19 protein-coding genes are annotated in these 19,457 nt (G+C 72.6%); 17 read left to right on the top strand and 2 right to left on the bottom strand.

Annotation, left to right across the window (positions count from 1 at the left end; all coding sequences use genetic code 11):
* Positions 1-12: 12 nt before the first annotated feature.
* Complete coding sequence (locus AB0B55_RS27875) at positions 13-1,452, top strand: aldehyde dehydrogenase family protein (RefSeq protein WP_357174856.1); 1,440 nt, start codon at positions 13-15, stop codon at positions 1,450-1,452.
* On the opposite strand, the gene AB0B55_RS27870 is transcribed toward AB0B55_RS27875, so the two are convergent.
* On the bottom strand, positions 1,449-2,684 hold the full coding sequence (locus tag AB0B55_RS27870; RefSeq protein ID WP_357174853.1) for an SUKH-3 domain-containing protein: 1,236 nt from the start codon (positions 2,682-2,684) through the stop codon (positions 1,449-1,451). The two genes, AB0B55_RS27875 and AB0B55_RS27870, sit on opposite strands and share 4 nt — an antisense overlap.
* Positions 2,685-2,762: 78 nt before the next feature.
* Between AB0B55_RS27870 and AB0B55_RS27865 the strand changes: the two genes are divergently transcribed.
* The 7 genes from AB0B55_RS27865 to AB0B55_RS27835 all read left to right on the top strand — a co-directional run bounded on the left by AB0B55_RS27865 (position 2,763) and on the right by AB0B55_RS27835 (position 10,146).
* A complete protein-coding gene (locus AB0B55_RS27865) occupies positions 2,763-3,185 on the top strand; it encodes a YbaB/EbfC family nucleoid-associated protein (RefSeq protein ID WP_357174850.1) in 423 nt (140 codons plus the stop codon).
* Entirely contained in the window at positions 3,182-3,514 is a 333-nt protein-coding gene (locus AB0B55_RS27860) for a hypothetical protein (RefSeq protein WP_357129907.1), read from the top strand. Before AB0B55_RS27865 ends, AB0B55_RS27860 begins: the two co-directional genes overlap by 4 nt.
* Before the next feature lie 16 nt (positions 3,515-3,530).
* Positions 3,531-7,991 (top strand): toxin glutamine deamidase domain-containing protein, encoded by a 4,461-nt coding sequence (locus AB0B55_RS27855; RefSeq protein WP_357174847.1) that lies wholly within the window; start codon positions 3,531-3,533, stop codon positions 7,989-7,991.
* Positions 7,991-8,422, top strand: a complete 432-nt coding sequence (locus AB0B55_RS27850) for a hypothetical protein (protein ID WP_357129901.1) — start codon at positions 7,991-7,993, stop codon at positions 8,420-8,422. The genes AB0B55_RS27855 and AB0B55_RS27850 overlap by 1 nt, the downstream gene beginning before the upstream one ends.
* A 139-nt stretch (positions 8,423-8,561) precedes the next feature.
* Positions 8,562-9,155: a DinB family protein gene (locus AB0B55_RS27845; RefSeq protein WP_357129898.1), complete on the top strand. Its 594-nt coding sequence runs from the start codon at positions 8,562-8,564 to the stop codon at positions 9,153-9,155.
* A complete protein-coding gene (locus AB0B55_RS27840; RefSeq protein ID WP_357174844.1) occupies positions 9,155-9,811 on the top strand; it encodes a tetratricopeptide repeat protein in 657 nt (218 codons plus the stop codon). Before AB0B55_RS27845 ends, AB0B55_RS27840 begins: the two co-directional genes overlap by 1 nt.
* An 83-nt stretch (positions 9,812-9,894) precedes the next feature.
* Entirely contained in the window at positions 9,895-10,146 is a 252-nt protein-coding gene (locus AB0B55_RS27835; RefSeq protein WP_357129892.1) for a hypothetical protein, read from the top strand.
* On the opposite strand, the gene AB0B55_RS27830 is transcribed toward AB0B55_RS27835, so the two are convergent.
* A complete protein-coding gene (locus tag AB0B55_RS27830; RefSeq protein ID WP_357174841.1) occupies positions 10,143-10,280 on the bottom strand; it encodes a hypothetical protein in 138 nt (45 codons plus the stop codon). The genes AB0B55_RS27835 and AB0B55_RS27830 overlap by 4 nt on opposite strands.
* A gap of 28 nt (positions 10,281-10,308) precedes the next feature.
* Between AB0B55_RS27830 and AB0B55_RS27825 the strand changes: the two genes are divergently transcribed.
* From AB0B55_RS27825 to AB0B55_RS27785, 9 genes are all read left to right on the top strand, one after another.
* Positions 10,309-10,950: an endonuclease V gene (locus AB0B55_RS27825; RefSeq protein WP_357129886.1), complete on the top strand. Its 642-nt coding sequence runs from the start codon at positions 10,309-10,311 to the stop codon at positions 10,948-10,950.
* Positions 10,951-11,055: 105 nt separating this feature from the next.
* The gene (locus AB0B55_RS27820; protein ID WP_357129883.1) at positions 11,056-12,108 is read left to right on the top strand and encodes a hypothetical protein; all 1,053 of its coding nucleotides are present in this window, start codon (positions 11,056-11,058) and stop codon (positions 12,106-12,108) included.
* Positions 12,109-12,177: 69 nt separating this feature from the next.
* Positions 12,178-13,563 carry a phosphomannomutase/phosphoglucomutase gene (locus AB0B55_RS27815; protein ID WP_357129880.1) on the top strand — a complete coding sequence of 462 codons (1,386 nt, stop codon included), beginning with the start codon at positions 12,178-12,180 and terminating at the stop codon, positions 13,561-13,563.
* Between the two features lie 60 nt (positions 13,564-13,623).
* Positions 13,624-13,809, top strand: a complete 186-nt coding sequence (locus tag AB0B55_RS27810) for a Trm112 family protein (RefSeq protein ID WP_007455824.1) — start codon at positions 13,624-13,626, stop codon at positions 13,807-13,809.
* On the top strand, positions 13,806-15,002 hold the full coding sequence (locus tag AB0B55_RS27805; RefSeq protein WP_357129876.1) for an SIS domain-containing protein: 1,197 nt from the start codon (positions 13,806-13,808) through the stop codon (positions 15,000-15,002). The genes AB0B55_RS27810 and AB0B55_RS27805 overlap by 4 nt, the downstream gene beginning before the upstream one ends.
* A 58-nt stretch (positions 15,003-15,060) precedes the next feature.
* The gene (locus AB0B55_RS27800; protein WP_357129874.1) at positions 15,061-16,068 is read left to right on the top strand and encodes a cation diffusion facilitator family transporter; all 1,008 of its coding nucleotides are present in this window, start codon (positions 15,061-15,063) and stop codon (positions 16,066-16,068) included.
* A 4-nt stretch (positions 16,069-16,072) separates the two neighbouring features.
* On the top strand, positions 16,073-17,236 hold the full coding sequence (gene manA, locus AB0B55_RS27795; RefSeq protein ID WP_357174838.1) for a mannose-6-phosphate isomerase, class I: 1,164 nt from the start codon (positions 16,073-16,075) through the stop codon (positions 17,234-17,236).
* Positions 17,237-17,499: 263 nt separating this feature from the next.
* Positions 17,500-18,999 (top strand): adenosylhomocysteinase, encoded by a 1,500-nt coding sequence (gene ahcY, locus AB0B55_RS27790; RefSeq protein ID WP_357174835.1) that lies wholly within the window; start codon positions 17,500-17,502, stop codon positions 18,997-18,999.
* Positions 19,000-19,291: 292 nt separating this feature from the next.
* Positions 19,292-19,429 carry a hypothetical protein gene (locus tag AB0B55_RS27785; RefSeq protein ID WP_357174832.1) on the top strand — a complete coding sequence of 46 codons (138 nt, stop codon included), beginning with the start codon at positions 19,292-19,294 and terminating at the stop codon, positions 19,427-19,429.
* The last annotated feature ends 28 nt before the right edge of the window (positions 19,430-19,457 follow it).

The following is a 19,457-nucleotide window of genomic DNA, read 5'->3' as shown; positions in this document are numbered from 1 at the left end:
ACGCTGCACGGCGTGGAGCCCGCACCCTTCTTCGTCGCCTCCCGTCCCGCCTCCGGCACGGGCGAGTTGACCGTCCACCACCCGTACGACGGTCGCGCGGTGGGGCGTACCACCTTTGCCACCAGTGACCAGGTCGAGGCCGCTGTCGCGGCAGCGGCCGGGGTGGCCGCGCAGGCCGCGGCCCTGCCCGCGCACGCCCGCGCGGCGGCCCTGGACCACGTGTCCCGGCGGCTCGCCGAGCGTGCCGACGAGGTCGCGGCGCTCATCACCGCCGAGAACGGCAAGCCCGTGAAGTGGGCGCGCGCCGAGGTCGGACGGGCGGTGTCCACCTTCCGGTGGGCCGCCGAGGAGGCCCGGCGCTTCTCCGGTGAGCTGCAACGACTCGACACCGATCCGGCCGCCACCGGCCGGATCGCCCTGGTCCGACGGGCGCCCCGAGGGCCGGTGCTCGGCATCGCGCCGTTCAACTTCCCGCTCAACCTGGTCGCGCACAAGGTCGCCCCGGCCATCGCGGTCGGCGCGCCGATCATCGTCAAGCCGGCCCCGGCGACGCCGCTGTCCGCGCTGCTGCTCGGCGAACTGCTGGCCGAGACGGACCTCCCGGCCGGCATGTTCTCGGTGCTGCCGCTGCCCAACGACCGCGCCGCCGAACTGGTCGCCGACCCCCGGCTGCCGGTCGTGTCGTTCACCGGGTCGGGGCCGGTCGGCGCGGCGATCCGGCGGCAAATACCGGAGAAGCACGTGACGCTGGAACTGGGCGGCAACGCGGCGGCGGTGCTCTGCGCGGACTGGACCGCCGACGAGGACCTGGACTTCGCCGCGCAGCGCATCGCCACGTTCGCCAACTACCAGGCCGGCCAGTCGTGCATCGCCGTGCAACGGGTGTACGTGCACCACGCGCTGCACGCCGGCTTCCTGCCCCGGCTGGTGGCGGCGGTACGCGCGCTGCGCACCGGCGACCCCACGTCGGAGCTGACCGACGTCGGACCGATGGTGTCCGAGGACGCGGCCCGCCGGGTCGAGACGTGGGTGTCCGAGGCGGTCGCGGCCGGCGCCACGGTCGAGGTGGGCGGCGTCCGCAACGGTGCTACGTACCCCCCGACGGTCCTCACCGGCGTGCCGGCGGACGCCAAGGTCGTCGCCGAGGAGGTGTTCGGGCCGGTGCTGGTGGTCACCCCGGTCGCCGACGACCAGGCCGCGTTCGCCGCGGTCAACGATTCGGCGTACGGGTTGCAGGCGGGCGTGTTCACCCGGCGGCTGGACGTGGCCTTCGCCGCCGCGCGAGTCCTGGAGGTGGGCGGCGTGATCGTCGGCGACGTGCCGTCGTACCGGGCGGACCAGATGCCGTACGGCGGGGTGAAGGGCAGCGGCGTCGGCCGGGAAGGGCTGCGCAGCGCGATGGACGACTACACCGAACCGCGTGTGATGGTGCTGACCGGGCTGGCGCTCTAGGACCAGGTGCCGTCGTCGCGAACCCGGGCGGGGGCGCGGCCGAGCAGCAACGTGGTGAGCGCCGCGTCGACGCTATCGCCGAGGAACCAGTCGCCGGCCTGGTCGAGGGCGAAGACCCGGCCCCGCTCGTCGACGGCGAGGATGCTGTCCTGCTGCTCGGTGCCGATCGGAAAGAGCCGGACGCCGAGGACCGCGCCGAAGTCGGCGAGCGTGTCGGCGGTGTGCGCGATCAGGTGTGGACGGATGTCGAAGCGGGAGATCCACACCTGCTCGCCCGGGCCGCGCCGGGCGCCTACCAGGCTCGGGAACGCCGTCAACGCCTCCACGGCGGCGGGGAAGGCCTCGTGCCGGTGCGTCCTCCCGGGCACGGCGGTGACGTCCCGTACCCCGGCCGCCGCCATGATCTGGTCGCCGATGTGCGGACGCCATCCCGCCGCCACCAGCGCGTTCGTCACCTCGGGCGGAAAGCGCCCCGGGTTGGGGTCGGGCGCGGCCGGTGCCCGCCACGTCTCGGTGTAGGCCCGCGCCGCCTCCGGCAGGACGTTGGCGCGCACCAGGAACGTGATGCACGAGTCGCAGGGCAGCTCGGCGACGCCGCCGGCCGGGTCACCCGGCTCACGGATCCGGAAGATCTCGAAGCGGGCGGCGTCCAGCAGGGCCGCCGCCTCGGCCCGACCCATCGGCTCGATACCCTCGGCGGCCCGTCGGTGGTCGTACTCGTGCAGCACGTCGGAGACCACGATCAGCTCGGCGTGACATTCGACGCCGCGTACCAGCTCGCCCGGCTGCCTCTCGTCCAGGTAGGCGCGCACGAGCGGATGGTGGTTCAGGGTCGCGGGGCCTCTCGTGCCCTGGGCCGTCCAGATGCGACCGTCGAGGGTCAGGTGCGCCACCGTGTTCGGCGTCGGACCCCGGTGGATCTCCCGGATCAGCAGGCTCGACGCGTCGATCGTGCGCGGCGCGGTCGGCCCGCTGGGCTGACTACGCCGGTACAGGTCCGCCACGACGGCGCTCGGCACCCGGGGCCAGGTGGTGACCTTTCCGGTGCGTTTGTCGATGACCGTCGTCGGCAGGTCGCCGGGGATCGCCCGCACTCCGCTCGACACGATCGAGGTGACGACGAAGCCCAGGTCGAACTCGTCGACCAGCGGGGTGCACTCGTGGCCGAGGCGCTGTGAGTCGCGCCGAGCCCAGGCGGACGCGAGCTGCTCAGCCTGCTGACGGTCGATCACACACCGAAACTACCGGACTACGCGGATCGATGGCGGCCGGTATGGTCCTGGATACCGACGGTGACGGGAGGAGTGGCGGTGAGCGAACGCGCGGACCGGGACGCCAATCGCGAGCTACGAGCCCGATTCGACGACGTGTACGGCCAGTACCAGCAGCTCAGGTCCGGTTTGGACACTCTGACGGCACGGCTCGCCGAGCTACGGGTGACCCGCCGCTGCGCCGATGGGCACGTCACGGCGACGGTCGACGCGCAGGGCCAGGTCATCGAGGTCGTCCTGGCGCCGGCCGCCTACCGGGCCCGGGACGCCGAGGCGCTGAGCCGAAAGATCACCGAGACGATCCGGGCCGCCGTGGCCGCCGCCAGCCAGGCCACCCAGGCCCTGGTCGCCGAGACCATGCCAGCCGGCTCCGGCTCGGCGGACTTCCTGCGTACCGGCGACTTCGGCGCGTTACTCGGCCGCGCCGACGCCGTGCTCGGCCGCCGCGAGGGGTCGGCATGACCGACGGGCAGCTCTGGCTGGACGCGTCCCGTGCGCGGCGTGGCGGCGCCGACCTGGCCCTGTCCGGCGAGGCGGTGACGGCCCGTCGCGCGGCGGAGGGCGGCGAGATCGAGGCCGCCAGCGGCGCCCGTCCGTGGGGGCGCGACGACATCGGCGCGGCGTTCGAGCGGAGCTACCGCGGCATCGAGCAGACCGTGCTGCGCGCCTGGGCGGGCGTCGGTCAGCGGCTCACCGAGTTGGGCGTCGACGTGGTCAGCGCGGTCGACGCCAGCGTGCAGACCGACCAGAGCAGCGCCGCCCGGCTCGACCGCGCCGCCGACCAGCGCTGACGGCGGGGCGATCCCGATGAGCGTGCTGCCCAGCCCGATCCCGCACCCACTCGACTACGCGCCCTGGGACGTACCGGGCTGGATCTACGAGGCCCTCGACTGGGCCGTCGGTGTGCAGTGGCCGGAGGGCAACGAACGGGCCGTCTGGGACGTCGCGGACCAGTGGTACGCGGTCGCCTCCGTCCTCGCCGGCCCGCACGCCGACGCCGCGGCGGCCGCCACCGAGGTACGCGGCGGATACGGCGGCGTGGGAGCTGTCGACGCCGCGTTCGAGGCGGCCTGGCGCGGCATCGCCGAGGGCGCCGACGCACCCCTGCCGGTGCTGCTCGCGGTCACCGCCGACCTCGGCCGCCTGGTCGAGGAGTGCGGCTGCGACATCGAGGGTGCCAAGATCGAAGTCTGGATCGAGCTGGGGATCCTGGTCGTCGAACTGATCTCGGTGGCGGTGGCGGCGTTGCTCACCGCCGGGGCGGCGTCTCCGGCGGCCGGCGCGGCCGTCACCGCGACCCGGCTACTCATCCAGCAGATCTTCAAACGCCTCATGGGGCAACTGGCCAGCAAGGCGCTGCGGCGCGGGCTCAAGGAGGCCGGCGAACGCGCGGCCAAGGAGGTCGCCAAGGGCGGCGTACGTGGGCTCGCCAAGCGCGCCACCCGGGAAGGGTTGGAGGAGGCGGCCGAGGAGTCCGGGATCAGCCTCGCCACGCAGACGTACCAGAACTTGACGGGCCGGGCACACGGCGTCGACCTGACCGATCTGGGCGCTTCGGCGGTCGGCGGGCTCGCCGGCGGTGCGGTCGCGCCGCTGGCCGCCCTGGGCCGCCACGTGACCGGCCGCGCGGCACGTATCGGCGAGCACCTCGGTCGGGAGATGACCGGCGAGATGCTGGCCGAGAGCGCCGCCAGCGTCGCCACCGGGCAGGGCATGGCCTCGGTCGACGACGTGGTACGCGCCGCCGCGTCCGGCGTCACCGGCTCGACGACCGCGCAGACCGACCACGCTCTGCAGGCACGCCTTCGCGCACAGGCCGACGCTCTGGCCGGAGCGTCCCTCGCCGGCCCGTCGCTTCCGATCCCGCCCCCACCACCGGAACTCGCGACGTCCACGCCCGTGTCGTCTGGGCCGGTTTCGCCAGGGCCGGCCACTGGGACGGTGTCTTCCGGGCCGGCGGGCTCCGGGGCGGTGTCTTCTTCGTCGGGTCTGACGGGGAATGGCGCGGACGTCGCCGATTCGTCGGTGTCGGCAGCAGCCGGCGCGCCTGGGCTGCCAGCCGACGGGCCCGGGGCGAGTGCAGCCCGGCCGGCGGTGGGGGGTGATGTCGGGCTCGCGGGCGTTGCGGAGCCGGGACATCACGCGGTTGCGCCCCCGCTCTCGGGGGTCACCGCGCCCGTTGCCGGTGTCGTCGACCCGGCCGGCGGCCCAGGGGTCGGCGTCGCCCCGGCGGTCGCCCCGGCGGTCGCCCCGGCGGTCGCCCCGGCGGTCGCCCCGGCGGTCGCCCCGGCGGTCGCCCCGGCGGTCGCCCCGGCGGTCGAGCCGGCCGGCGTCGCCCCGGGCGTCAGCGGCCCCGTACCCTCGTCGACCGGTCTGCCCGGGGCCGCCGCGGCCGTCTCGTCGCCGGTTCCGGTGACCTCGGCGGCTTCCCCGCCCACAGTGGTCGGGCCGTCGTCGGGTCCGCTGCCGTCGGCGCTCGCATCCCCCTCGACTTCCGTGACCTCGACGACCGGGCCGGTGTCGGCCGTGGGGGCGGTGCCTCCGGTCGGCCCGGCGGCCGCGAGCACTGCCGGGCTCTCGACGCCGCTCGCGTCCGCCGGCCCCGCCCCGGCCATCGCGCCTCCGCTGGCGTCCCCGTTCACGTCCACTGGGCCGACGGCCGGCGCGTCCCCCGACGTCGCCGGCCGGCACGGCGCAGCCCTGACCCCGGCAGACGGGAGCACGGTGGTCGCGCCGACGGGCCGGCACTCCGCACCCGAGTCGACCGCGACGCGGGAGTCGATCGCGCCACCCCGCGTACCCCGGCAGAGGACCGCCGGTCGCACGTCGGCGCCGGTCGACGTGGTGGCGTTCGGCGATCCGGTGGAGTCCACGGCCGACGTCGACGACTGGTACGCGGCCCAGTGGCTCGCCGAGGCGGAGGCCGCCGAGCGGCGGCGCTACCAGGGCCACTTCGAGGCACAGCGGATCGGCTTCGAGAACAACCGCAGGCAGGCCGAGGCCGTCCGCCTGCGGGCGCGGGCGGCGGAGCACGACCGCCGGGCTGTCGAGTACGCCAACTACGCCCGACAGTTGCACCAGACCGGCCACCGGCAGTGGGCCGACGGCTGGCAGCGGGCGGCGAACGACGAGACGCGCGCGTACGCCCACTGGCGTGACCTGGCCAACGACGTACTGGCGGGCATCACGGCGCCGCCGGTCGTCGACCTGGCCGACGGGTCCTTCGCGCACGCCAACAGCGACGTGGGCGCTCTCGCGCTCGGCGCGGTGGAGACCAGCGGCCCGTCCCGCCTCACCGGCGACGACGTCCCCCCGCCGATCGACGACTCCCGCCCGTACGGGCAGCCGGGCGGGCTCCGGCCACCACTGGCGCTGCACCAGGTCGACGTCGAACGACAGATGCCGCGCGAACGCGACGGCACCGTCCGACGCACCGCCGATCCGCGCCGGGGCGGCTGGTTCCGCCTCCTGAACGACGGCGGCCCCCAGGCCGACGCCACCCGTGGCATCAACTGCCTGGACTGCACCCTGTCGCTTTTCGAGACGTGGGTGCACGGGCGACCGCGGGTGTCCGCGCCGCGTACCTTCGACGGCTACCTCGACGGCGACATCCGACGCCCGATCCGTGGTGAGGCCGGTGGCCCCGGCCGGGTGGAGGACGCCACCGGCGGCCGCTTCCAACGCGTACTCACCCCCGGTCAGCCGTCAGACCCGGCGCAGGCCCGGCAGGGGTATGCCAATCTGCACGACCAACTGCTGCTGGGCGGCCACGGCAGCTACGCGTTCCTGATCACCGAGTGGGCCGGTGGTGGCTCGCACGCCTGGGTGGCACTCAACCAGAACGGCACCGTCCTCTACGTCGACCCGCAGACCGGCCTCGTCCGCGACCATCCGCTGTATCCCGACGTGGTCGGCATCGACGCGCTCGTCCTGGGCGGAGACGGCCGGCCGATGCCGCTGGGCGGACTGCCCCGGGGCCGGTTCAGTGAACGCCCCGACCTGCCGACCCACCCACCCGGGTACGACGACGGCGGCCACGGCGACCCGTACGTCAACCGCATGTACCTGTTGCTGGACGGCCCCGGCTCGGTGCCGGACGGCCCGTCGTCTGACGCTCGCGTGAGTCAGCCTCCGACCGGGTTGCTCGGGCAGGCCGGCAGTCTGGACGAGGTCTTCTCGGCCGGGTTGAGTCCCGCCGACTTCGCGAGGGCGGTGGATCCGCCGAGCCTCCGGCGGCTGGTGCCCAGCCTCGACGACGCGGCCGCCCAGGACGTGTCGCGGCTGTTCGCCGACACCCGCATCCGCGACATGCTGGACACCGCCCTGCGAGAGCCGCCCCCGAACGAGCCGAAGCTGGCCGAGACGTTGGCCCGGCAACTGGCGCAGGCACCGGATCTGGCACGAATCATCCTCGCCACGCCCGAACTGGCGAACTCACTGACGGCCCGACCGCTGACGCTGCACCACCTGGCGAGCCACCAGCAGGCCATCGACGCCCTCGCCGACGTACTCGCCGACATCGGTCAGCAGGAGACGGCAGGGTCCGAGGCGGCGGACCAACAGGCGTCGCACCCGCAGCCGACACCCCTGACCGACGAGCAGCGCCTGATCAGCGCGAGTATCCAGTTACCGGATGATCCGCCCACCCAGTCGGGCTTCGACAAGCATCAACGAGGCAGCGAGGGCTATCGCAAGCGCTACCTGGACGACCTCTACTCGGCTGCGGCTGTCGCTCAGCTGGAGCTGAACCAGCTGGCGACGGCTCTGGCCCAGGTCGGTGACCGTCGTGTCGGTGAGCCTGGCTGGCGCTCCGGGCCCAAGGACCGCCGCCGGGCCGAGGACAAGGTCAACAAGTACGGGGGCGACGCCTCGAAGATGCTCGACCTTGCCGCCGCCAAGGTCGAGTTTCGGAGCCTCGACGACCTCTACACGGCACTTCAGCGGATGCGCCACCATCCTGACGTCGTCATCGTTGCCTGCGACGACCGCTTCGTGTCACCTATGGACAGCGGCTACCGGGACGTGCAACTCGTGCTGCAGACGCGGGGTGGCCATCTGGCTGAGTTCCGGCTGCACCTGGCGGCGCTCGATGCTGTTGCCGTTTGGGAGCATGGGCTCTATGAGGTACGGCGCGATCTCGAAGCTCTCGCCCAAGCGGAGGGGCGAGCGTTGACGCCGAAGGAGCGAGCGATTACCGCAGGCATACGTCACCGCGAGCGCCAACTGTTCTGGGAAGCGTTGCAGTCGACCTTCGAGAGGGATTCCTAATGTCCGGGGATATTTCGCTTCCCTCCTACTATCTCTATTACTCAACCCCGGTAAAGATTGTGGAAACGCCGGATCGCGGTGCCAGGGTGTGGTGCCTCTCCATCGACAGTGGGGGTTGGCAGGAGAAGAACGACATTTTCGGGGAGATCACACTCGGCGTGGGGGGTGAGATCTTCCGGCGCACCCCGGAGGAGTTCGTGCAGGAAGTGGAGCGGTTCCGCGCTCACTACCTCGAAGGCGAAGGTCCGGTCTTCGCCCTCTACGAGACCGTGCAGGCGCTCAGGGACGCGGCGAAGGCTCAAGGGCGACCGTTGTCGCCCAAAGAGCAGGCTCTCATCCGGGGGATCCGGCAGCGGTCGTTCGTGATGTTCGAGGAGCAACTTCGTGCGGCCGGCGATCCGGGTGCCGATCCCGATCTGGCTGCCCGCTAGTTGCGGATCATCGCGCTCGTCGCGGGCCCGCACGGGGGTGCGCCGCCGGCTCTCCTGTCACGGTGTCCCGCTGACCGGCGCGGGCGACCGAGTGGGTTCCCGGTTGCCGGTGTGGGCGGGTATCGACGAGAGTCGTCGTATGGCTGATTCACGCGCCGAGGCGGCGACCTCCGGCGGCGAACCCACGCGGACCTTCGGTTGGTCGTACCTGTTCGTCCATCCGGACGACGACCCACGCTCGGACGGTAACTTCGCCGACGAGCGGGCCGTTCTCGTCGAGTACCTGCGCGACCAACGCCTCACCTTCGAGTTGAAGTGCGACGGCCTGAACGCCGAGCAGTTGGCCCGGCGGTCGGTGCCACCGTCGACGATGTCGCTGCTCGGGTTGATCCGTCACCTGGCCGAGGTGGAGCGCGGCTGGTTCCGCAGGACGATGGCCGGCCAGGTCGCGCCCCAGCGGTACTGCTCGGACGACGATCCGGACGGCGACTTCGACGGCGCGGTCGCCGATCCGACGGTGGTCGACGAGGCGTACCGGGCCTGGCGTGCGGAGGTGGCGTTCGCCGAACAGTTCGTGAGCGAGGCTGCGGATCTCGACGTGCAGGGGCGGCAACGCGACGGCAACGTCATCGTTCTGCGCAGGCTTCTGGTGCACATGATCGAGGAGTACGCGCGGCACAATGGCCACGCCGATCTCCTACGCGAGCGTATTGACGGAAGGGTGGGTCAGTGATGGCCGAGGGGTTCGACGTCCGGTTGACGCGGGCGCAGGAGCGCTACGAGCAGGCGGTCTTCGGTGGTGACTCGACGTCGTTGGACGAGGCCGAGCGGGATCTCGTCGCGGTGGAGGCGGACACGGCCCTGGCTCGTGGACGGCTGTTGCACGCCCGTTTCCTCGAGACCGGCACGGAGGACGCGGCCGAGCTGCCGCTCTTCGAGCGGGCGGCGCAGCTCTACCGCGAGGTGGGCGACGCCCGTGGCGAGGGTGAGGCGCTGTTCTGGGTGGGCACGGTCCACCAGGTGATCCGGCAGGACCAGGCCGCCGCCGACCCGGCCTTCGCGCGGGCGCGTGAGCTGGCGACGGAGGCGGGGGACGAGCTGACCCTCTCGTACGTGTTGCGGCACCTCTGCTTCGGCGAGCAGGCCGCCGGCCGGGTCGAGGCGGCGCGGGAGTTGCTGGAGGAGTCGACGCGGTTGCGCCGGAAGGTGTCCTTCACGCCGGGGGTGGCGGCGAATCTGATCGGTCTGGCGGACCTGGCGGCGAGCGACGGTGACCGGGACGCCGCCCGTGGCTTGCTCGACGAGGCCACGTCACTGGCTACCGGCAGCGGCGCGTACGGCATCGTCCGGTGGATCGACGAGGCCCGCGACGAGCTGAAGCTCGCCTGAGCATCCTGTGGGCGCACCGGTGCGCGGCGCGGCCCGCTCCGTAGCGCCGAACGGCGGTTGACCGTGTTTATTAACATCGCTCCATGGCGAGATCCACTACGGGCAGCAGCAGCTCCGGTTTCTGGGCGTGGGCGGTCGGCCTCCTGTTCGGCCTGGCGATCGGTATCCCTTCGTTCGGCCCGAAGGGAGGGGTGGCGTTCGGTGTCGCCATGGCCGTCGTCGTCGGTGTCGCGTTCGGTGCTACCCGGAGGCGGGTCGACGACGGCGCCGATGGGGAACCTGTCGAGGCGTCGACTCCAGCCGAGGACGGCGATGCGAGCCGGTCCTCCCGCTAGGGCAGGTCGGGCGACGAGGTGACCGGTATGGAGTCGCCGAGCGTGATCGACTCGACATCGCCGATGTCGGGCTGTCCGGGGGCGCGGGATACCGCGACGTCGCCGAAATCGAGTGGATCAAGGGCGGCGCTCACCCGGACTCCACGTTCGGTCGCCGAGGCGGTGGCCGTACAGGAGGAGTTGCGGCCGCTGGTCGACCTGGTCGGGCCCGGCCCGCTCGCGCCGGACACGGTGGCCGGCCTGGACGTGGCGTACGCCGAGAGCGGTGACCTCCTCGCGGCGGCCGTGACCGTGTTGGATGCTCGGACGCTGACCGTGGTGGATTCGGCGGTCAGCGTCGGCCGGCCCGCGTTCGACTACGTGCCGGGGTTGTTCGCCTTCCGCGAGGCGCCGGCTCTGCTCGCCGCCCTCGACGCGGTGAAGACCGTCCCGGACCTGCTGGTCTGTGACGGGCACGGGCTGGCGCATCCGCGCCGGTTCGGGCTGGCCTGTCACCTCGGGGTGGTCACCGGCCTGCCCGCCATCGGAGTGGGGAAGACGCCGCTGGTCGGCGAGTGGGAAGCCCCGGCCGCCGAGCGGGGCGCCTGGTCGGCGCTGCGCGACGGGGGTGAGGTGCTCGGCCGGGTGGTGCGTACCCGGGACGGCGTCAAGCCGGTCTTCGTGAGCGTCGGGCACCGGATGAGTCTGGAGAACGCCACTGCCCGGGTGCTCGCGTTGACTCCGCGCTATCGCCTTCCCGAGACGACGCGCACCGCCGACCGGCTCTGCCGCGACGCTCTCGCCCGGGCCGGACGCGGGGCGTAGACCGTAACGCCGCACACATACCGACCGCTCTATGGCCGGTGGTGGGAGTGGCCCGGTAGTAGCCTGTCCGGCGGACCCCACCCGGGGAGGAACGGTGAGGTGATCATGACGCTGCGTCGACGTGCCGCACGGCTCGCGACGGTCTGCGGTCTGTTGGTCGGCCTGGTGATGCTCGGTGCGTCACCCGCGCTGGCCGACGAGGACTCGGTCCGTGTGGGTGCGGCCAGCAGCTTCGCCGCCGGAGGTTCCCCTCAGGGAGTGAACGTCGCGGTGCGCAAGCGTTCCGAGGGATGCGTCCTGCTGCGTACGGCTCTGGGCCTGAGCCTTGAGGGTCTTCAGCCGGATCAGGTGGCGGTCCAGGTCAACGCGGGCGGGCGCTGGTTTCCGGTGGGCGTGTCCGGCGGTGGTGGCAGCGTGACGACCGCGCAGACCTCGCCGGCCAAGCCGACGCTGTGCAAGGGCAAGGGCATCACCGTGCGGTACCGGGTGGCGTTCGCCGCCGGTACGCCGGGTGGTCGGCTCTCCGTGACCGGTGTGGGTCTCACCGCCGCCGGTCAGCAGTTGGGGCAGGGCACCGACACGGCCAAGGTCGCCGGGCGGCTCTCCCCGTCGCCGACGCCGACGCCATCGAAGAAGCCCACCCCAACCCCGACCCCGACCGAGGCCGCGACGGCGGGCGAGGTGGTCGACCCGGCCGCACTGGGCCCGGCCTCCGTCGCGCCCTCGACGACGGCGGTGGCCGCCAAGGCCGGTGGTGGTGGTTCGCTGATCATGTTCTTCGGCATCGCGATGGTGGCGGTGGGTGTGCTGTTGATCGTGCTGCTGGTCCGCCGCTCCCGGCAGGACCGCACGCCGACCGACGAGCCCGGCCCGCTGCCGGGCAACCCCGGTGGGACCACCTACCGCGCCGGTGGTGGGTCGCCGGCCGCGCCCGGTCACCCCGGCCCGGTGTACGGCCAGCAGCCGCCGGCGGTACCCGTCCCGCGACCCGCTCCCGGCGGCGTCTACGGGGCACGACCCGCCACGCCCGCGCCGGACGCCACTCAGGTCCTGCCGGACGCCACCCAGGTCATGCCGGGCGCACCCGCCGATCCGGGTGCTCGGCCCCGGCCGGACGACGGCGACCACACCGTGTTCATGCCCCGGCTCCCCGGCTGAGCGGGGCGCGGCCCGGTCGCTCCGATACGCTCAGGTTCGTTGGAAACCTGCGGCCAAGGAGCGGAACTAGTGTCTGATCTGTCCCAGATCGTGAAGGCGTACGACGTCCGAGGGACGGTGCCGGACCAGTGGGACGAACGGGTCGCCGAGGCGCTCGGGGCCGCCTTCACCCAGCTGCTCAACGCCACTGACGAGCCCGGTGACGCCGTCGTCGTCGGGTACGACATGCGGGCCAGCTCGCCCGGCCTGGCGGCCGCCTTCGCCGCCGGGGTACGGGCCGAGGGGCGCTCGGTGATCGAGATCGGGCTCGCCTCCACCGACCTGCTCTACTTCGCCTCCGGCTCGCTCGGCCTGCCCGGGGCGATGTTCACGGCCAGTCACAACCCGGCGCAGTACAACGGCATCAAGATGTGCCGCTCCGGCGCGCGGCCGATCGGCCAGGACAGCGGCTTGGCGGAGATCCGTGACCGGGCGCAGGCGATGCTGGACTCGGGGGCGTCCCGCCCGGCGGGCGAGCCGACCCGGCCGGCCGAGCGGCGCGACCTGCTCCCCGACTACGCCGCGTACCTGCGCAAGCTGGTCGACCTCTCCGGCATCCGGCCGCTGAAGGTGGTTGTCGACGCCGGAAACGGGATGGGTGGCTACACCGTCCCCACCGTGCTCGGCGAGGCCGCCCTGTCGGCCCTGCCGCTGGAGATCGTGCCGCTCTACTTCGAGCTGGACGGTAGTTTCCCCAACCACGAGGCGAACCCGCTGGACCCGGCGAACCTGGTCGACCTCCAGCGTGCCGTCGTCGAGCACGGCGCCGACATCGGCCTGGCCTTCGACGGCGACGCCGACCGGTGCTTCGTGGTCGACGAGCGCGGCGAGCCGGTCTCGCCGTCGGCGATCACCGCCCTGGTGGCGGCGCGGGAGCTGGCCAAGCATCCAGGCTCCACCGTGATCCACGGTCTGATCACCTCCAGCGCGGTCGCGGAGATCATCCGTGAGCATGGTGGGGAGCCGGTGGTGGCCCGGGTCGGGCACTCCTTCATCAAGGCGGAGATGGCCCGCACCAACGCCGTCTTCGGCGGGGAGCACTCCGCCCACTACTACTTCCGGGACTTCTGGTTCGCCGACACCGGGATGCTCGCCGCGATGCACACGCTGGCCGCCCTGGGCGAGCAGTCGCTGCCGTTGTCCGTGCTGGCCGGCGAGTACGAGCGCTACGTCGCCTCCGGCGAGATCAACTCGACGGTCGCCGACCAGGCCGCGGCGGTGGCCGACGTGCGGGCCGCGTACCCGGACGCGACGACCGACGAGATGGACGGGCTGACGCTGCGCTTCGAAGACGGCGCGTGGTTCAACCTGCGTGCCTCCAACACCGAGCCGCTGCTGCGGCTCAACGTCGAGGCGCCCACCCGCGAGCGGATGGTCTCGCTCCGGGACGAGGTGCTCGACCGCGTTCGCCGATAAGATCGCCTGCGCCGGTCGGCACCGCCGTCGGTGACCCGCACTCGTGGAAGGAGCCGTGCCATGGCCCTGGATCCGCAGTTGCTCGAGATCCTCGCCTGCCCGGACACGCACCACGCCCCGCTGACCTACGACGCGGAGGCGCAGACGTTGACCTGCACGGAGTGCGGTCGGATCTTCGAGGTCCGCGACGATGTGCCGGTGCTGCTCCTCGACGAGGCGCGTGGCGGCCCCGGGCAGCAGTCATGATCGACGGTACGGCCGGGGTGAGCGGTCGGCGCGACGCCGACGAGGCCCTGCTCGACAACCCGAACGCGCTGGCCGAGCACGACCCGGGCGACATGCTGCGACACACCGCCTCGGGTGGCGCCCAGGTACGCGAGAGCGCGGCGCTGGCCGCCGAGGCGAACCTCGCGGTGCTCGCCGACGACGGGCGGCCCCGGGCCGTGGTGATCGCCGGCATCGGCACGGCCGGGCGTACCGGTGACGTGCTGGCCACGGTCGCCGGGCCGCGCTGCCCGGTCCCGATCATCGGGCACCGCAGCTCGGGCGTACCCGGTTGGGTGGGCGCCGCCGACGTGGTGATCGCGGTGAGCGCGTCGGGTCGCAGCCCGGAGGCGCTCGGCGCCGCCGAGGCCGCGCACCGGCGCGGCGCTCGACTGGTCGCGGTGGGCGCACCGGACTCGCAGTTGCAGTCGGTGGCCGAGCGGGCCCGCGCGCCGTTCATCCCGGTGCCCCGACGGGCGCCGGCCCGGGCCAGCCTCTGGGCGCTCACCGTGCCGGTCCTGCTGGCGGCGCGGTCGCTCGGCCTGGTGAAGGTCAACGAGGCGGACCTGGCGGAGACGGCGGCCCGGCTCGACGCGGACGCCGACCGCTGCCGGTCCACCGCCGAGTCGTTCGTCAACCCGGCCAAGTCGTTGGCGCTGGGCCTGGCCGGCTCGATCCCGATCGTGTGGGGCTCGTCGCCGCTGGCGACCGTGGCGGCCCGCCGGTTCGGCGACACCCTGTCCGCGAACGCCCGCTACCCGGTGGTCACCGGGGCGCTGGGCGAGGCCGGGCGGGGGCGGGTCGGGCTGCTGGACGGCGTCTTCGGCGGCCTGGCCGAGGGGGAGCGGGACATCTTCGCCGACCCGTCGGAGGACGACGGCGAGGGCACCCGGCTGCGGCTGGTGCTGCTGCGCGACGGTGGGCTCAACGCCGACGACGACACGGACGAGCCGCTCGCCGTCGAGGAGCGCCGCGCGGACGCGGTGCAGACCCTCGCCGAGCGCCGTGGCGTGCGGTGCGACGTGGTGACCGCCGAGGGCGGGTCGGCTCTGGAGCGGCTGGCCTCGCTGATCGCCGTACCGGACTTCGCCTCGATCTATCTTGCTCTGGCACATGGGTTGGACCCGATGGCCGTACCGGCCATCACCGAGATGAAGGAGCTGTCGAACCAGTGAACGAAAGCAGGGGGCGGCGCGGCACGAACGTCACCACGACGCGAAGCGGAGTGGCGGCGTGAGCGCGAACGGCGGGACGAAGGCGATCGTCGCCGCCCTGCTGGCCAATGTCGGCATCGCCGTCACCAAGTTCATCGCGTTCCTGCTCTCCGGGTCCTCGTCGATGCTGGCCGAGGCGGTCCACTCGGTGGCCGACTCCGGCAACCAGGGTCTGCTGCTGCTCGGTGGCAAGCGGGCGAAGCGCGCGGCCACGCCGGAACACCCGTTCGGGTACGGCCGGGAGCGCTACATCTACGCGTTCATCGTGTCGATCGTGCTGTTCAGCATCGGTGGACTGTTCGCCCTCTACGAGGCGTACCACAAGTGGTCGGATCCGCACGGCATCACCGAGTGGCAGTGGCTTCCGGTGGCGGTGCTGCTGGCGGCGATCGCCATGGAGTCGTTCTCCTTCCGGACGGCGATCAAGGAGTCCAACCACATCCGGGGCAAGCAGTCCTGGGTGCGTTTCATCCGGCGGGCCAAGGCGCCGGAGCTGCCGGTGGTGCTGCTGGAGGACTTCGGCGCCCTGGTCGGTCTGGTCTTCGCGCTGTTCGGCGTCGGCATGACCCTGGCCACCGGCGACGGTCGGTGGGACGCCGCCGGCACCGCGATGATCGGCGTCCTGCTGGTGGTCATCGCCATCGTGCTGGCCATCGAGACCAAGAGCCTGCTCCTCGGTGAGGGTGCCGAACAGCAGGACCTGGCGGCCATCGAGCGGGCCATCACCGAGGGCCCCGAGGTGGAGCGGATCATCCACATGAAGACGCTCTACCTGGGCCCGGAAGAGCTGATGGTGGCCGCGAAGATCGGCGTACCGGCCTGCGAGAGCGCGCACGACCTGGCCCGCGGCATCAACGCGGTCGAGGCGCGTATCCGTACCGCCGTGCCGATCGCCCGGGTGATCTACCTGGAGCCGGACATCTACAGCGTCGCCGCCGCCAAGGCGGGCACCGGCGCCGCTGCCGACACCGCCGTACCGCAGCCGGAGGAGTCCGCGGGCGAGGCGGTCGGGCGGCCCGGGGTCTGAGACGGTGGAACCGCTGTACGGACCGATCCGGGACTACGCCTGGGGGTCCCGCTCCGCCATCGCGCTGCTGCAGGGGCGACCGGTGCCCAGCCCCGGCCCGGAGGCGGAGCTGTGGTTGGGCGCCCACCCGGGCGCCCCGGCCAGCGTGGAGCGCGCCGGAGCCCGGGTGAGCCTCTGTGACCTGGTACGCGACGAGCCGGGGCAGTGGCTGGGCCAACGGGTGGCCGGCCGTTTCGGCAGCCGGCTGCCGTTCCTGCTCAAGGTCCTCGCCGCCGACTCGCCGCTGAGCCTGCAGGCCCACCCGGATGCCGAGCAGGCCCGGGCGGGGTTCGCGGCGGAGGCGGACCTCCCGGCGGGGGAGCGCAACTACTCCGACCCGCATCACAAGCCGGAGTTGTTGGTCGCGCTCACCCCGTTCGAGGCGCTGTGCGGCTTCCGCGATCCGGTGGAGTCGGCCGAGGCGCTCGCCGCGTTCGGCGTACCCGAGTTGGGGCCCGTGGTCGACGCGCTGCGGATCGGGCCGGCGGGCCTGCGCACGGCGGTGGCCACGCTGCTCGGCTGGCCGGTCGCGGAGCGCGACGGGCTGCTGCGGGCCGTCCTGGCGTCGGCGGCCGACGGCCCGGACGCCGAGTTGGCCCGCCGGCTGGCGAAGGCCTATCCGGGCGACCCGGGCGTGCTGGTGGCGCTACTGCTGCACCATGTGCGGCTGGTGCCGGGCGAGGCGATCTGGATGCCCGCGGGCAACCTGCACGCGTACCTCAGCGGCTGTGGCGTCGAGATCATGGCGGCCAGCGACAACGTGCTGCGCGGCGGTCTCACGCCGAAGCGCGTCGACGTGGACGAGTTGGTGCGGGTGCTGCGCTTCGAGGTGCTCGACGATCCGGTGCGCGCCGCCCGGCACGTCGCCCCGGGGGTGGACTGCTGGGCGGTGCCGGTGGACGACTTCGCGCTGCACCGGGTGCGGGTCGGCGCGGACGTGCCGGAGGCCACGCTGGCCCTGCCCGGTCCCCGGGTGGTGCTCTGCGGCGCGGGCTCGGTGACGGTCGATGACGGGGCGGGCGCTCTGACGTTGACGTCCGGCCAGGCGGCGATCGGCACGGCGGTCGGCGAGCCGCTGCGGATCAGCGGCGACGGCGAGGCGTACGTGGCGACGTCGGGCCTACGCTGACTCGACACAAGTCCGACTTTCCCGGAATAGCTTGACTCAGCTTTGCCTGAGTGTGACTCTATGAGTACGCAGCGTTATCGCGACGACGGTCCGGCAACGTGCGGGGAACCAAACCGGGGGGATGCGCGGGGCGGGCGGAGGTGGGCAGCGGGTCTGTCCACCACCGACCGCCCCGTGCGCTGTCCGCCGCCCGTCCCCCGGCGGACGTCGCTGGCGCGCGTAAGGTGGAGGATCGGCGCAGACATCGTTCGACAGGAGCTTTCATGACCAGCACCCTCCCGGCGGCCGCCAGCGGTACGCCGTCCGAGGCCCGGCCGAGCACGCTCGCCGAGGGCGACTTCAAGGTGGCGGATCTGTCGCTCGCCGAGTTCGGGCGCAAGGAGATCCAGCTCGCCGAGCACGAGATGCCCGGTCTGATGGCGATCCGGCGGGAGTTCGCCGAGGCGCAGCCGCTCGCCGGCGCGCGGATCACCGGCTCGCTGCACATGACCATCCAGACCGCCGTCCTGATCGAGACGCTGGTCGCCCTCGGGGCGCAGGTTCGCTGGGCGTCCTGCAACATCTTCTCCACCCAGGACCACGCCGCCGCCGCGATCGTCGTCGGCCCGGACGGCACCCCCGACGCCCCCGCCGGCGTCCCGGTGTACGCCTGGAAGGGCGAGACGCTGCCCGAGTACTGGTGGTGCACCGAGCAGGTGCTCCTCTGGCCGGACGGGCAGGGCCCCAACATGATCCTCGACGACGGCGGTGACGCCACCCTGCTCGTGCACAAGGGCGCCGAGTTCGAGAAGGCCGGCGTCGTGCCGCCGGTCGAGTCCGCCGACTCCGAGGAGTACGCGGTCATCCTCGAGCTGCTGCACCGCTCGCTGGGCGAGGACGGCCAGCGCTGGACTCAGATCGCGGCCGGCATCAAGGGCGTGACCGAGGAGACCACCACCGGCGTGCACCGCCTCTACGAGATGCACCGCGCCGGCACGCTGCTCTTCCCGGCCATCAACGTCAACGACTCGGTGACCAAGAGCAAGTTCGACAACAAGTACGGCTGCCGGCACTCCCTGATCGACGGCATCAACCGGGCCACCGACGTGCTGATCGGCGGCAAGATGGCCGTGGTGATGGGCTACGGCGACGTGGGCAAGGGCTGCGCCGAGTCGCTGCGCGGTCAGGGCGCCCGGGTCGTGGTGACCGAGGTCGACCCGATCTGCGCCCTGCAGGCGGCGATGGACGGCTACCAGGTCGCCACCCTGGACGACGTGGTCGAGCAGGCGGACATCTTCATCACCGCCACCGGCTGCTTCGACGTCATCACCAACGAGCACATGGCCCGGATGAAGCACCAGGCCATCGTCGGCAACATCGGCCACTTCGACAACGAGATCGACATGGCCGGCCTGGCGAAGCGCTCCGACGTGGAGCGGGTCAACATCAAGCCGCAGGTCGACCTGTGGCGCTTCGCCGACGGGCACGCCGTCATCGTGCTGTCCGAGGGGCGCCTGCTGAACCTGGGCAACGCCACCGGGCACCCGAGCTTCGTCATGTCGAACTCGTTCGCCAACCAGACGATCGCCCAGATCGAGCTGTTCACCAAGACCGAGGAGTACCCGGTCGGCGTCTACGTGCTGCCCAAGCACCTGGACGAGAAGGTGGCCCGCCTGCACCTCGGTGCGCTGGGCGCGAAGCTGAGCACGCTCACCAAGGAGCAGGCCGCGTACCTGGGCGTGTCCCCCGAGGGCCCGTTCAAGCCGGACCACTACCGCTACTGATCAACATCTCCTGAACCGGGCCGGCTGCGAGCAGCCGGCCCGGTTCGTCGTCTCCACCCCACCACTCCGTCCGGCCCCGTCCCGCCCTCGCCCCGCCCTCGCCCCGCCCCGCCTCGCCCCGCGATCTTGCAGTTTCGGTTGGGGATTTGCGCCTTCTGAACCGCTATGTCACCACCGAATGTGCAAGATCGCGCGGGCTGTGGGCGGGCGGGGCGGGGGATGGCAGCAACCTCGGGGATGTTGCTGCCTCCCGCGTGGCGGATGCAGCAACATCCCCGAAACTGCGACGATCTTGGGCGCGGGGCGCGGGGCGCGGGGCGCGGGGCGCGGGGCGCGGGGCGCGGGGCGCGGGGCGCGGGGCGGGGCCGACCAGCTCCTCGCGAAGATCGACGAGATCGCGAAGATCTTCTGGGAGACCAAGAAGGCGTGACCAACCCGGTCACCCCGACGATCCGGCC

The organism is Micromonospora sp. NPDC049107 (genome assembly GCF_040648595.1).
Taxonomy (GTDB): domain Bacteria; phylum Actinomycetota; class Actinomycetes; order Mycobacteriales; family Micromonosporaceae; genus Micromonospora.
This window is presented reverse-complemented; position numbering and strand designations above follow the sequence as displayed.